Raw genomic sequence first — 13,349 nt, 5'->3', positions numbered from 1 at the left:
GGCGTCAGACGGTGTAGACGCCGCCGGCGGACACTGCGTGCACGGGACCGGAGAATTCGGCCTTGGCCTCGGCGATGACGTCCTCGCGGGACGTCCACGGGGGGATGTGGGTCAGCAGCAGTTCGGCGACACCGGCGCGGTGTGCCACCTGGCCGGCCTCGGTGCCCGAGAGGTGGATTCCTTCGGGCCGGTCCGGGCTGTGTGTCCACGACGCCTCGGCGAGCAGCACGTCGGCGTCGCGGGCGAGTTCGATCACTTCCTCGCACATGCCGGTGTCGCCGGTGTAGACGAGGGTTCGTCCGGCGCCGTTGGTCAGGCGGAACCCGTAGGCCTCGGGCGGGTGGTTGACCCGCCGCGCCGTGACGGTGAGGTCGCCGATCGTGACCTGTTCACCGTCGGCCCAGTGGTGCAGATCGATCGTGTCGGAGATGTCGTCGATATCGCCGCCGCATTCCGCGGACGCGACGCCGATCCGGCGGGCGGTGTCGGACGGACCGTAGACGAGGGCGCGTCCCGTCGGCGGATTCGGATGGTAGCGACGCCAGACGAGCAGTCCGGGGAGGTCCAGGCAGTGGTCGGCGTGCAGGTGGCTGAGGAGGACGGACACCTCGCCGGGATCGGCGAACCGTTGGAGCGCACCGAGGACACCGGGCCCGAAGTCGAGGACGAGCGGCGGTGTGTCCGGCGCGGTCAACAGATAACCCGATGCAGGTGAGTCTGGTCCGGAGACGCTCCCTGAACATCCCAGGACGGTAATGCGCATACCCGCCATGCTGCCACGACGACCCGTTTCGGAAAAAGCTTCCGACGGAATTGGCGCGTCGACCTCACAACCGATGGGGAAATGTGACCTGACCATGCTGATCTACCGTGAATCCGGCCTCGTTACCGTTCCCAGGCCTCTTCGAGGACCTGGACCTGTGGGTCGTAGGTTCCGGTCGAGAGGTATTTCCATCCGCCGTCGGCGACCACGAAGGCGATGTCGGCGCGCTGCCCCGACTCGACGGCGGACCACGCCACATCGAGTGCGGCATGGAGATTGGCGCCGGTGGACGTGCCTGCGAAGATTCCCTCGACGTCGATCAACTCGCGGGTGCGCTGGATCGCCTCGGCGTGACGCACCCGGAATCGACGGGTGAGTACCGACTCGTCGTACAACTCCGGTACGAATCCTTCTTCGATGTTGCGGAGACCGCAGACCATCTCGCCGAAGCGCGGTTCCGCGGCCACGATCTCGACGCCGTCGACGTGTTCGCGGAGGAACCGACCCGTTCCCATGAGGGTTCCGGTGGTGCCGAGCCCCGCCACGAAATGGGTGATCTCGGGCAGGTCCCGCAAGATCTCCGGCCCGGTCGTCTCGTAATGCGCCATCGCGTTGGCCGGGTTGCCGTACTGGTAGAGCAGCACCCAGTCCGGATTCTCGTTCGACAGTCGCATCGCGACGGCGACGGCCTCGTTGGAACCACCGGCGGCCGGGGAGTCGATGATCCGGGCGCCGAACATCGTCAGGAGCTGGCGGCGTTCCATCGACGTGTTCTCGGGCATCACGCAGATCAGCTGATAGCCCTTCAGTTTTGCGGCCATGGCCAGGGAGATGCCGGTGTTTCCGCTGGTCGATTCGAGAATCGTCGACCCCGGGGTCAGACGGCCGTCCCGTTCGGCCTGCTCGATCATGCGCAGCGCCGGGCGATCCTTGATCGAACCGGTGGGATTGTGATCCTCGAGCTTGGCCCACAACCGCACCGAGTTGCTGCCGTTCCAGCGTGGCGACAGCCGGGGCAGACCGACGAGTGGTGTGTTCCCGAGAGTGTCGATGTACGAATCGAACCTTGCCACGTCAGCGATCGGCCTTCCGTGACTGCACATCGGACGGACACTCGCCGTCGACGTCGGGGGTCGAAACTGTGACAGCCATGATCAACTCCTGAGGGTGCGGTGGGGTACGGCGGCGGAGATCCGCCGCTGGGGACGCCCGGACGTCGGCGACCCGCCGTGTGCGCGAATCCGCGAGTTCGAACCACCTCGACCGGCCCCCGTGACGACACTGTCGATGGCCTGAATTACGCAGTTGCTGGTGTGCCCGGATCTCGCGAGGAGCCTACCAGCAGGGCATACGCTCGGCCGCCGGAAGCGGCGTACACACCGGTAGATCACCTGTTCGCCGTGGCGGGCCGCTCATCCGAACGATTGCGGCCCTACCGCTTTCCGCGCCCGCTGCTTCCTGGCGTCGGCGGAGAGCAGCCAGGCTGCGAGGACCCCGCCGACGGCGCCGAACAGATGCCCCTGCCAGGACACCCCGGGCGTGCTCGGCAGCACACCCCACAGCAGACTGCCGTACACGACGAACACCACCACGCCGACGAGGATCTGGCCGAGGTTGCGGGCGAAGACTCCTCGAACCAGCAGGTAGGCGAGCCAGCCGAAGATCAGGACGGAGGCGCCGATGTGGTTGGAATAGGATCCGCCGGTCAACCAGGTGCCCACACCGCCGACCACCCAGACGATCCCGGTGGCGGCGAGTCCGCGGGCGATGCCCGACAGCAGCACGAGGAACCCGAGGACCAGCAGTGGGACGGTGTTCGCGAACAGGTGCGCCCAGTCGTCGTGGAGGACCGGGGCGAACAGAATTCCCCACAGCCCGTCGATCGTGCGCGGCTGGACGCCGTTGTCTTCGAGTCGCTCGTCGGACGCCACGTCGGCGATCTCGATGACGTACAGCAGCATCGTGAACGTGCCGACGAGGATCGCGGACTGCAGCCACAGCGGCTTCGACTTGCGCGCGGGGGCCGGCGACGCGCCACCCCTCGGCACCGGCGCGCCGAATCGCGAGGAGTCGAACGGCGAACTCATGATCCGCACATCCTTGACATCATGCCCACAGCTGCCCTTCCAGTGCTTCTTCCGCTTCCTCGACCGTACCGCCGTAGGCGCCGGTCGACAGATATTTCCATCCGCCGTCGGCGACGATGAACGCGATGTCGGCGGCGCGTTCGGCCTTGACCGCTTTGCGCGCGACTCCCAGCGCGGCGTGGAGGATCGCGCCGGTGGAAATGCCCGCGAAGATGCCTTCGTTGTCGATGAGTTGCCGGGTGCGGCGGACCGCGGCGGCGGGGCCGACGGAGAACCGCGAGGTGAGGACGGACTCGTCGTACAGTTCGGGTACGAAGCCCTCGTCGATGTTGCGGAGGCCGTACACGAGTTCCCCGTAGCGGGGTTCCGCCGCGACGATCTCGATGCCGTCGACGTGTTCGCGGAGGTAGCGACCCACGCCCATCAGGGTTCCGGTGGTGCCGAGGCCGGCCACGAAGTGAGTGATCTCGGGCAGGTCCCGCAGGATCTCCGGCCCCGTCGTCTCGTAGTGCGCCAGCGCGTTCGCGGGATTGCCGTACTGGTACAGCATCACCCAGTCGGGGTGCTCCGCGGACAGCTCCTTGGCCAGGGCCACAGCCTGATTCGAGCCGCCGCGCGCCGGTGAGTCGATGATCTCGGCGCCGAACATCGTGAGCAGTTGCCTGCGTTCGACGGACGTGTTCTCGGGCATCACGCAGATGAGGTGGTAGCCCTTGAGTTTCGCGGCCATCGCCAGGGAGATGCCGGTGTTCCCGCTGGTCGGTTCCAGGATAGTCGCGCCGGGTGTCAGGGTGCCGTCGTTCTCGGCCTGTTCGATCATGCGGAGGGCGGGACGGTCCTTCACCGAACCGGTGGGGTTGCGGTCCTCGAGCTTCGCCCACAGGCGGACCGGCGAGGTGCCGGTCCAGCTCGGCGACAGGCGCGGCAGCCCGACCAGGGGTGTGTCGCCGAGGGTGTCGATGAGCGAATCGAACCGCGCCACGGCCGCGATCAGCCTCCGGCGACGGCGGGCAGGATGGTCACGGAATCCCCGTCGGCCACCTCGGTGTCGAGTCCGCCCGAGAATCGGACGTCCTCGTCGTTGACGTACACGTTGACGAACCGGTGCAGCCGGCCGCCGTCGATCAGGCGGTCCTTGATGCCGCCGTAGTTGCCGTCGAGGTCGTCGATGACGGCGGAAAGTGTGGGACCTGTTGCCTCCACTCGCTTCTCGCCGCCGGTGTGGGAACGCAGGATGGTGGGGATCGAAACTGTGACAGCCATGGTCGGCTCCTCGGGATGTGGGTGTCTCTCTGCCGCGGGACCGTCGCGAGGGACGGTGTCGTCACTTGTCGGGGACGTCCGCCACCGAAGTGTGGGCGAACTTGTAGCTCTGCACCACGTCGACGGGTTCCTCGGTGACGACGCCGTCGACGATGCGGTAGCTGCGAAGTTCGTGGGCGTCGGGGTCGCGGGTGGAGATGAGCACGTAGTGGGCGTCCGGTTCGGATGCGAAGGAGATGTCGGTCCGGCTGGGATACGCCTCGGTGGCGGTGTGCGAGTGGTAGATCACGACGGGCACTTCGTCGGCGTCGTCCATCGCCCGCCACACCTTCAGCTGCTCACCGGAGTCGAATCGGTAGAACGTCGGCGAACGTTCGGCGTTGATCATCGGGATGTGCCGTTCGGGGCGGTCGGAGCCCTCGGGCCCGGCGATGACCCCGCACGCTTCGTCCGGGTGGTCGGCCCGCGCGTGCGCGACCATCGCCTCGACGAAGTCCGATCGAATCACCAGCACGTCATCCACCTCCGTGAGCGCCATCCTAGGTGCGGACCGTCGACTCGGCCACCGAACAGACCGCGTCAGGAACGCAGTGCCGAGGGGAACAGTTCGCGGTACGTGGGAATTCCCGCGACCGGGGTGGCGCTGAGGACGGCGTCGACGACGGCCTTCTCCACCACTTCGGCGGCCGCCGTGCAGACGGCGTCGACGACGGGCAGTTCGGGTGGGAACGCGTCGGGCACGCCGGCCGGGTGGTGCACCGGGTGGATGCCGGTGGCGAGCGCGAAGATCGTGTCGCCGTCGAGCGGCGAATGCGCGGGCCGGATCGCGCGGGCGAGCCCGTCGTGTCCGGCCACGGCGACGCGGCGCATCGCCGCCTTGCCGAGGGCGGCGTCGGTCGCGACGACCCCGATGGTCGTGTTGAGAACGGTGCTCTTGGCCATCAGTTCGCGTGCCGCCGACACCTCGGCGGCGACCGGCGGCCGGAGCCCGAACGCGGCTGCGCCCACGGTGGCGACGCCCCACGGCAGTCCGGTCGACGGATCGAACACGGTTCCGACGGGATTGGCCACCATCAGCGCGGATACGGTGATGCCCTTCGCCGGACCGTCCGTGATGACGACGCTCGCCGTTCCGACCCCGCCCTTGATCGCCCCCGCGCGCGCCCCGACCCCGGCGCCCACCGAACCGGAGAGCACCGTGTGCGAAGCGGAATCTGCTGCCCGGTAACCGAATTCGGCGGTGGGACGAGTGCGCCAGTCGCCGACCGGCAGATCGAAGATCACGGCGGCGGGGACGATCGGGACCACCTGATCGGGCTCCCCCATACCGATTCCGTGACCGTGCTCCTCCAGCCACCGCATGACGCCGTCCGCGGCGGCGAGCCCGTATGCGCTGCCGCCGGTGAGGACGATCGCGTGCACCTTCCGGACGCTGTGACTGGGGTCGAGGAGGTCGGTTTCGCGGGTGCCCGGCCCGCCGCCTCGGACGTCGACCGCACCGGTCGCGCCGTGTGGCGCGAGGACGACGGTGCATCCGGTGGCGGCACCGCTGCCGAGTGTGGCGTCCGGATCGAGTCGGTGGTGGTGCCCGACGCTCAGGCCGACCACATCGACGAGCGAATCGGTGCGGCCCGGCGTCGTGCCCGTCACGGTGCCAGTGCCTGAACGAGCGAGTCCTGCATCCAGGTCAGCCAGTGGTAGATGTCGAGATGCGGTGCGCGGGGATCATTCGGATCGAGTTCGTCGGGCGTGTCGGCGTCGATGCCCAGATTGGTCCCCAGCGCCAGCCGGACGTCGTTGAGACCGCTGAGCCAGGCGTCGGCCTGCTCCGGCGTGAGCAGAACCTTGCCGCCGTTCTCCGGGACGGTGTGAAGGATGACCGAGCCCGCGGCCAGTTTGGCGTCGATGATCTCCGGTTCGTGGAGTCCGCGCAGCGCACCGTTGACGTCGGCCTTCGACTCGGCGCGGATCTCGTCGTCGTCCGGCGCGTCCATGTCGGGGCGGTGGAAGTCGGGCAGCAGCCGGGCGAGGACCTCCTCGTCGGGTGCCGTCGTGTTGCCCGTCCGCATCCCGGTGAGCGCGGCGAGTTCGTCAGCCGGCGCCGACGCCGCCCGCTCCTCGAGGAGGCCGAGGACGGAGGCGACCAGCGATCGCAGCACCGTTGCCTCGTGCTCGTCCATCTCCGAGCGCAGCTTCATGCCCCCGAGCGAGTTCTTCCTGCTCCACATCCGCACGTCGTGTACCGAGTTCCTTACTGTCCGAACGGAAAGTTAGCTGCTGTCCCGCTGCATCGTGGCCCACAGGCCCGCCGCGTGCAGCTTGCGTACATCGTTTTCGACCTTGTCGCGGGAGCCGCTCGACACCACGGCCTTCCCCTCGGAATGCACCTGCATCATCAATTCCGTCGCCTTCGCTTTGCTGTACCCGAAGAGCTTCTGAAAAATGTAGGTGACGTAGTGCATCAAATTCACCGGATCGTCCCACACGACGGTGACCCAGGGACGATCATTGGCTTCATCGACCTCGACGACCTCCGACTCTGCAGGGGTGACCTGCGGCGATGCCGGCATGGCATCCACGAATGGAGCTGTCGTCGAGCAATGAGCCATGACACCAGGGTACGACGCTCCACCGCCCGGCGACACCGCGGCTTACAGTGGCCGGGTGTCCAGAGACAGCACCGCCTTGTTCACCGACCAGTACGAGTTGACGATGCTGTCGGCGGCCCTCGCCGACGGTTCCGCCCACCGTCGCTGCAGCTTCGAGGTGTTCGCCCGCCGCCTTCCGGACGGTCGCCGCTACGGAGTCGTCGCCGGCACCGCCCGCCTGGTCGCGGCGCTGTCGAACTTCCGCTTCGGCGAACCGGAACTCGAGATCGTCTCCCGCTTCCTCGACGACGCCACCGTCGCCTGGCTGCGTGACTATCGGTTCAGCGGAGACATCGACGGCTACCGCGAGGGCGACTTCTACTTTCCCGGCTCCCCCATCCTGTCGGTCCGCGGAACGTTCGCCGAGTGCGTGCTGCTCGAGACGCTGATCCTGTCGATCCTCAACCACGACAGCGCGATCGCGTCCGCCGCCGCACGGATGGTCAGCGCCGCCGACGGGCGCCCGATGATCGAGATGGGGTCGCGGCGCACCCACGAGGAATCGGCGGTCGCGGCCTCGCGTGCCGCGTACCTGGCGGGTTTCACGGCCACGTCGAACCTGGAGGCGGTCCGCAGGCACGGCGTGCCCGGTGCGGGCACCAGTGCGCACGCGTTCACCCTGTTGCACACCACCCCGGACGGGCCGGACGAGGCGGCGGCGTTCCGCGCGCAGGTCGCGGCACTCGGAGTGGGAACCACACTCCTCGTCGACACGTACGACATCACCGCCGGTGTCGAGACGGCGGTCGAGGTGGCGGGCCCCGGACTCGGGGGTGTCCGGATCGACTCCGGTGATCTGGGTGTCCTCGCCCGGCAGGTGCGCGGGCAACTCGACGGCCTCGGGGCGACCGGGACGAAGATCGTGGTGTCCGGCGACCTCGACGAGTACGCCATCGCCGCGTTGCGGGCCGAACCGGTCGACGTCTACGGGGTCGGCACGTCCGTCGTCGTCGGGTCGGGTGCGCCGACGGCGGGAATGGTCTACAAACTCGTCGAGGTGGACGGTATCCCCGTCGAGAAGCGGAGCAGCAACAAGGCGTCGCGGGGCGGCGTCAAGAAGGCGGTACGGTTCGCCCGCGACACCGGAACCCTGGTGGAGGAGGTCGTGTACCCGGCCCACTCCGACGCACCCGGCGCGACCGGACTCGAGGTGACAGAACTGCTGGTCCCGCTCGTGCGGGGCGGTGAGACCGCCTGCAGGGCGACTACCCTGGAGGACAGCAGATCCCTCCTTGCAGCGGGCCTCGTCAGCCTCCCGTGGGAGGGTTTGAAGCTCTCCCACGGCGAGCCCGCGATCCCCGTGCGCTTCGCCGAACCGGAATCCAGGAGGGCACCGTGACCGAGAACACCGACGCCCGGCGGGCACTGCTCGTGGTCGACGTCCAGAACGACTTCTGCGAGGGCGGCTCCCTCGCCGTCGAGGGCGGTTCCGCCGTCGCGGCGGCGATCAGCCACTTCCTGGCCGGAGCCGAGTACGACGCGATCGCGGCTACCATCGACCACCACATCGACCCGGGCCATCACTTCTCCGAAGAACCGGACTACGTCGACACCTGGCCGGTGCACTGCAAATCGGGAACCCACGGCGCGGAGTTCCACCCGGGCCTCGACCGGAGCCGCATCGAGTCGGTGTTCTCCAAGGGCGAGTTCTCGGCGGCGTACTCGGGCTTCGAGGGCACGAACTCCGACGGCCACAGCCTGGAGAAATGGCTGCGTGCGGCCGGGGCCACCGAGGTCGACATCGTGGGGATCGCCACCGATCACTGCGTGGTCGCGACGGCACTCGACGCCGTGGCGGCCGGCTTTCCGACGCGCGTGCTCCTCCCCCTCACCGCGGGCGTGGCGCCCGCAACCGTCGAGGCCGCGATCACCGCGATGCGGGCCGCCGGGGTGCGCCTCGTGGGACGCGACGCGGACGTCCCCTCGGACCGCGTGACGATTTCTGACGTAGGTCCCGAGTAACCTGCTCGGGTGCCTGAAAACCTCCCCAACGTCCCCGAGCTGTTGCGCACGGCGGTGCGGTCGCTGGGCGGTGCCGAGCGGTCCAACCAGCTGACCATGGCTTCCGCCGTCGCGCATTCGATCGACACCGGGGAGCATCTGGCTGTCCAGGCGGGTACGGGTACCGGCAAGTCGCTCGCCTACCTCGTGCCGAGCGTCCGGCACGCGGTGCAGAGCGGCAAGACGGTCATCGTCTCGACGGCCACCATCGCGCTGCAGCGTCAGCTGATCGACCGCGACATGCCGCGGCTCGCGGACGCGCTCGCGGGTTCACTCGGCCGCAGGCCGCACTTCGCGATCCTCAAGGGCCGCAACAACTATCTGTGCATGAACAAGATCCACACCGGGACTGCGGAGGAACCGCCGGCCGACGAGCTGTTCGATCCGTTCGCGGTGTCCCGGCTCGGCCGTGAGGTCCAGCGTCTCACCGAGTGGTCCTCGGACACCGAGACCGGTGACCGCGACGACCTGGCCCCCGGCGTCAGCGACAAGGCGTGGCGCCAGGTGAGCGTCACGGCCCGCGAGTGCCTCGGCAAGTCCCGCTGCCCGGTCGGCGAGGACTGCTTCGCGGAGCGGGCCCGCGCGGAGGCGTCGCAGGTCGACGTCGTGGTCACCAACCACGCCCTGCTCGCCATCGACGCCATCACCGGAATCGCGATCCTTCCCGAACACGACGTCGTGGTCATCGACGAGGCGCACGAACTGGTCGACCGCGTCACCAACGTCGCCACCGCGGAGTTGGCGGCGTCGACGATCAGTGCCGCCGCGCGTCGTTGCGCGAAGCTCGTCGAGGAGCAGGACGCCGATCGTCTCGAGGCGGCGGGAGAGGGCTGGGCGGCGCTGCTCGAGGAGTTGCGGCCGGAGCGGTGGGAGGCGTTGCCGCCCGGCGCGGCGCCGGCGCTCGCCGCCGTCCGCGACGCCGCCTGGGCGTTGCGCACGGCCATCGGCCCGTCCCGTCCGGGCATGGCGTTGAGCGACCCGGAGGCCGCCGCCGCCCGCAACACCGCGCTCGCGTCGGTCGAGGAGGTTCACGACAGCGCCGTCCGCGTTCTCAGCGCGTTCGACGAGCCGGACCCGGCCAAGCGTCACGACGTGGTGTGGCTGGCCGCCGACGACAACCGCGGTTCGATCCGCCGGGTGGTGCGGATGGCGCCGCTGTCGGTCGGCGGGCTGCTGCGGTCCCGGCTGTTCGCGGAATCGACCGTGGTCCTCACGTCCGCGACGCTGACCGTCGGCGGGTCATTCGACGGCCTCGCCGTCAATTGGGGACTTCCCGCGGAGTCGTCCGTCGTCATCGATCCGGCGATGGCCACCGGATCCGAGGCGCCGTCCGACGCCGGCACGTTCAAATGGAACGCCCTCGACGTCGGGTCGCCGTTCGACCACGCCCGCGCCGGCATCATCTACATCGCGAAGCAACTGCCGCCGCCGGGGCGGGACGGCCTCTCCCCCGCGTATCTCGACGAGATCGCCGAACTCGTCGAGGCGGCGGGTGGGCGGACGCTGGGGTTGTTCTCGTCGATGCGGGCCGCGAAGGCCGCGTCCGAGGCCATGCGCGACCGGCTCGACACCCCGATCCTGTGCCAGGGCGACGACTCGACGGGCGCCCTCGTCCGGGCGTTCGCCGGCGACGAGCCGACGTCGCTGTTCGGCACGTTGTCGCTGTGGCAGGGCGTGGACGTGCCGGGCCCGTCCCTGAGCCTCGTGATCCTCGACCGCATCCCGTTCCCCCGCCCCGACGACCCACTGCTGGTCGCCCGGCAGAAGGCGGTCGAGTCGCGCGGGGGCAACGGGTTCCTTTCCGTCGCAGCCAATCACGCGGCGCTGCTGCTCGCGCAGGGTGTGGGACGTCTGCTGCGCAGCGTCGACGACAAGGGTGTGGTGGCGGTCCTCGATCCGCGGCTCGCCACCGCCCGCTACGCCGGGTATCTGCGGGCATCGCTGCCGCCGTTCTGGGAGACGTCGGATCCCGAAGTCGTGCGCAAGGCGCTGGGACGGATCCGCGACTCACGGCCCTGAAACGTTGTCATGCACTGAGTCGGACAGCGGATGGGCGCGCACCTATGCTCGACCGATGGACCTTGCGATCTCAGTCCGCGGACTCACCAAGAAGTTCGGTGAAGTCCTCGCCCTCGACGGCCTCGATCTGGAGGTGAAGTCGGGTGAGGTGCACGGATTCCTCGGACCCAACGGCGCGGGCAAGTCCACGACCATCCGGGTGCTTCTCGGTCTGCTGCGCGCCGACGGGGGTTCGGCGTCCGTTCTCGGTGCCGATCCGTGGCGTGATTCCGTACCCGTGCATCGACGGCTCGCCTATGTGCCAGGGGAAGTGAACTTGTGGCCCAACCTGTCCGGCGGTGAGGCGATCGACCTTCTCGGGCGACTGCGGGGCGGACTCGATCCGATCCGTCGCGCGTCGCTGATCGAGCGATTCGAACTCGACCCCACCCGGAAGGGCCGCACCTATTCGAAAGGCAACCGGCAGAAGGTCGCCCTCGTGGCTGCGCTCGCCGCCGACACCGAACTCCTCATCCTCGACGAGCCGACATCGGGCCTGGACCCGTTGATGGAGGCGGTGTTTCAGGAATGCATCACCGAATTCGCGCGCGGCGGGCGCACGGTGCTGCTGTCCAGTCACATCCTCGCCGAGGTGGATGCGCTGTGCCACGCCGTGACCATCATCCGGGCGGGCCGGACGGTGCAGGCGGGAACACTGTCCGAGCTGCGGCATCTCACCCGGACGACGGTGACGGCGACCACCCGGATCAAGCCCAGCCCCATCGGGAACGTCCCTGGTGTGCACAACCTGCAAAAGGGTGCGGACGCGAACACGGTGACGTTCGACGTCGATTCCGATCAGATCGACCCGGTCATGACCACGTTGACGGGGCTGGGCATCGTGTCGATCACCGCCAACCCGCCGACGCTGGAGGACCTGTTCCTGCGCGAGTACCGCGACGAGGTCGAGGCGCTCGGGATCGGACGGCCGCAGTGAGTCAGCTGAGCGGGACGGGTGTGCTCGCCGAACTGGCGGTGCGTACCGACCGGGTCCGGATTCCGGTGTGGACGGTCGCGGTGGCGGGTCTCACCGTCCTGATCGCGTCAAGTTACTCCACCATCTACCCGACCGCCGAATCCCGGCAGGCCCGTGCCGAACTCATCTCGTCCCCGGCCGCCACCGCCCTCGCCGGGCCGGGCTACGGCCTGGACGACTACACGCTGGGTGCGATGGTCGCCAACGAGATCGCCGGCATGACGATGGTGGCCGTGGCGATCATGTCGGTGCTGCTGGTGACGCGGCATCTGCGGACGGAGGAGGAGACCGGGCGCGCGGAGCTGGTGCGCGCCGGCGTCGTCGGGCGGTACGCGGGAATCACAGCGGGACTGATCTCGGCGGCCCTCGCCAATGTGTTCGTCGCGCTGCTGCTCGTCATCGGGTTGCTCGCCGTGGGTCTGCCTCCGGCGGGTTCGCTGAACATGTCGGCGGGTGTGCTGGTCGTGGGTCTGGTGTTCACGTCGCTGTCGGCGCTGGCGTCACAGCTCACCGAACACGCCCGCGCGGCAAGCGGTGCCGGAATCTGCGCGGTCGTCGTCGCGTACCTGCTGCGGGCAGTCGGCGATGTGCAGCAGGGACACAGCGGGAGCCTGCTCACGTGGGTGTCGCCGATCGGCTGGTCGCAGGCCACCCGCGCATACGTCGACGAACGATGGTGGCCGTTGCTGATCGGCGTCGTCGCGGCGGCGCTGACCGTCGTGTGCGCGTATGCGGCCATCGGTCGCCGGGACGTCGGGGCGGGACTCCTTCCGCCGCGGGGCGGTCGTGCCGAGGCGTCCCCCCGCCTGACCGGGGTCACCGCACTCGCGGCGCGTCAGCAGCGCGGCCAGATCCTCGCCTGGGGTGTCGGGGTGTTCGCGCTGTCGCTGCCGATCGGTTCCCTCGGCAGGCAGATCAGCGATTTCATCGAGCAGGATCCCGATCTCGCACAGCTGCTGCCGGGTGGCGCCGCGGCGGCCGCCGACGGCGCGTTCGCCCTGTATCTGGTGTTCCTGGTGGTGATGGCCGCGATGTACGCCGTCGGTGCCGTCGTGTCGATCCGCTCGGAGGAATCGTCGGGTCGCGCCGAGGAGGCCCTGGCCACCCCCGTGTCGCGGGCGCGGTGGCTCGGTGGCCAGCTGCTCGTGATCGCGGCCGCGGCCGTCGCGATCGCGGTGGCGGCCGGGGTCGGTATGGGGATCACCGCGGCGTTCACGCTGTCCGACGCGGGCGCGCTCGGGCGGCTGATCGGCGCCGCCCTGAACACGGTGCCGGCCGTGCTCGTGATCGTCGGATCGTGCGCGGCCGTCTACGGGTTGATCCCACGCGCGCTTCCCGCACTGTGGGCGTTCGTGGGCTACGTTCTCGTCGCCGGAATGTTCGGGGAGGTCCTCCCGGACTGGTTCGGGATTCTCTCCCCCTTCCACTACACACCGGCGCTGCCTGCCGAAAGCTTCTCGGCCGCTCCCCTCGTCGTTCTGCTGCTCCTCGCGGCGGCCCTGTTCCTCGCCGCGGTCGCCGGCTTCCGGCGCCGCGACGTCGGCCCGTAAACC

General features: G+C 69.1%; 14 protein-coding genes. 5 read left to right on the top strand and 9 right to left on the bottom strand.

Annotation, left to right across the window (positions count from 1 at the left end; genetic code table 11):
• Positions 1-4: 4 nt before the first annotated feature.
• The 9 genes from JWS13_RS38805 to clpS form a co-directional block, all read right to left on the bottom strand.
• The gene (locus tag JWS13_RS38805; protein WP_206010574.1) at positions 5-763 is read right to left on the bottom strand and encodes a cyclic nucleotide-degrading phosphodiesterase; all 759 of its coding nucleotides are present in this window, start codon (positions 761-763) and stop codon (positions 5-7) included.
• Between the two features lie 122 nt (positions 764-885).
• Entirely contained in the window at positions 886-1,836 is a 951-nt protein-coding gene (locus JWS13_RS38800; RefSeq protein ID WP_206010573.1) for a PLP-dependent cysteine synthase family protein, read from the bottom strand.
• 339 nt (positions 1,837-2,175) lie between these two features.
• Positions 2,176-2,850, bottom strand: coding sequence for a rhomboid family intramembrane serine protease (locus JWS13_RS38795; RefSeq protein ID WP_206010572.1), 675 nt, complete (start codon positions 2,848-2,850; stop codon positions 2,176-2,178).
• A 19-nt stretch (positions 2,851-2,869) separates the two neighbouring features.
• Positions 2,870-3,832: a PLP-dependent cysteine synthase family protein gene (locus JWS13_RS38790; protein ID WP_206010571.1), complete on the bottom strand. Its 963-nt coding sequence runs from the start codon at positions 3,830-3,832 to the stop codon at positions 2,870-2,872.
• 8 nt (positions 3,833-3,840) lie between these two features.
• Complete coding sequence (locus tag JWS13_RS38785; protein ID WP_072947006.1) at positions 3,841-4,113, bottom strand: MoaD/ThiS family protein; 273 nt, start codon at positions 4,111-4,113, stop codon at positions 3,841-3,843.
• A gap of 61 nt (positions 4,114-4,174) precedes the next feature.
• The gene (locus JWS13_RS38780; RefSeq protein ID WP_148222438.1) at positions 4,175-4,651 is read right to left on the bottom strand and encodes a M67 family metallopeptidase; all 477 of its coding nucleotides are present in this window, start codon (positions 4,649-4,651) and stop codon (positions 4,175-4,177) included.
• 41 nt (positions 4,652-4,692) lie between these two features.
• On the bottom strand, positions 4,693-5,763 hold the full coding sequence (locus tag JWS13_RS38775) for a P1 family peptidase (RefSeq protein ID WP_206010570.1): 1,071 nt from the start codon (positions 5,761-5,763) through the stop codon (positions 4,693-4,695).
• Positions 5,760-6,347: an oxidative stress transcriptional regulator AosR gene (gene aosR, locus JWS13_RS38770; RefSeq protein ID WP_124390065.1), complete on the bottom strand. Its 588-nt coding sequence runs from the start codon at positions 6,345-6,347 to the stop codon at positions 5,760-5,762. Before aosR ends, JWS13_RS38775 begins: the two co-directional genes overlap by 4 nt.
• Positions 6,348-6,383: 36 nt before the next feature.
• A complete protein-coding gene (gene clpS / locus JWS13_RS38765) occupies positions 6,384-6,722 on the bottom strand; it encodes an ATP-dependent Clp protease adapter ClpS (protein ID WP_072947001.1) in 339 nt (112 codons plus the stop codon).
• On the opposite strand from clpS, the gene JWS13_RS38760 reads away from it, so the two are divergent.
• Genes JWS13_RS38760 through JWS13_RS38740 form a run of 5 tightly spaced genes read left to right on the top strand, consistent with a single transcriptional unit; the run spans position 6,721 to position 13,346 of the window.
• Entirely contained in the window at positions 6,721-8,100 is a 1,380-nt protein-coding gene (locus JWS13_RS38760; RefSeq protein ID WP_206010569.1) for a nicotinate phosphoribosyltransferase, read from the top strand. The genes clpS and JWS13_RS38760 overlap by 2 nt on opposite strands.
• Positions 8,097-8,723, top strand: a complete 627-nt coding sequence (locus JWS13_RS38755) for an isochorismatase family protein (RefSeq protein WP_206010568.1) — start codon at positions 8,097-8,099, stop codon at positions 8,721-8,723. The genes JWS13_RS38760 and JWS13_RS38755 overlap by 4 nt, the downstream gene beginning before the upstream one ends.
• A 9-nt stretch (positions 8,724-8,732) precedes the next feature.
• The gene (locus JWS13_RS38750) at positions 8,733-10,781 is read left to right on the top strand and encodes an ATP-dependent DNA helicase (protein ID WP_206010567.1); all 2,049 of its coding nucleotides are present in this window, start codon (positions 8,733-8,735) and stop codon (positions 10,779-10,781) included.
• A gap of 55 nt (positions 10,782-10,836) precedes the next feature.
• A complete protein-coding gene (locus JWS13_RS38745; protein ID WP_206010566.1) occupies positions 10,837-11,757 on the top strand; it encodes an ABC transporter ATP-binding protein in 921 nt (306 codons plus the stop codon).
• Complete coding sequence (locus JWS13_RS38740) at positions 11,754-13,346, top strand: ABC transporter permease (RefSeq protein WP_241032497.1); 1,593 nt, start codon at positions 11,754-11,756, stop codon at positions 13,344-13,346. The genes JWS13_RS38745 and JWS13_RS38740 overlap by 4 nt, the downstream gene beginning before the upstream one ends.
• Positions 13,347-13,349: the final 3 nt, after the last annotated feature.

Origin of the sequence: Rhodococcus pseudokoreensis, assembly GCF_017068395.1 — a bacterium.
GTDB lineage: Bacteria > Actinomycetota > Actinomycetes > Mycobacteriales > Mycobacteriaceae > Rhodococcus_F > Rhodococcus_F pseudokoreensis.
The sequence above is the reverse complement of the archived record's forward strand: the minus strand, read 5'-3'. Positions and strand labels throughout refer to the sequence as shown.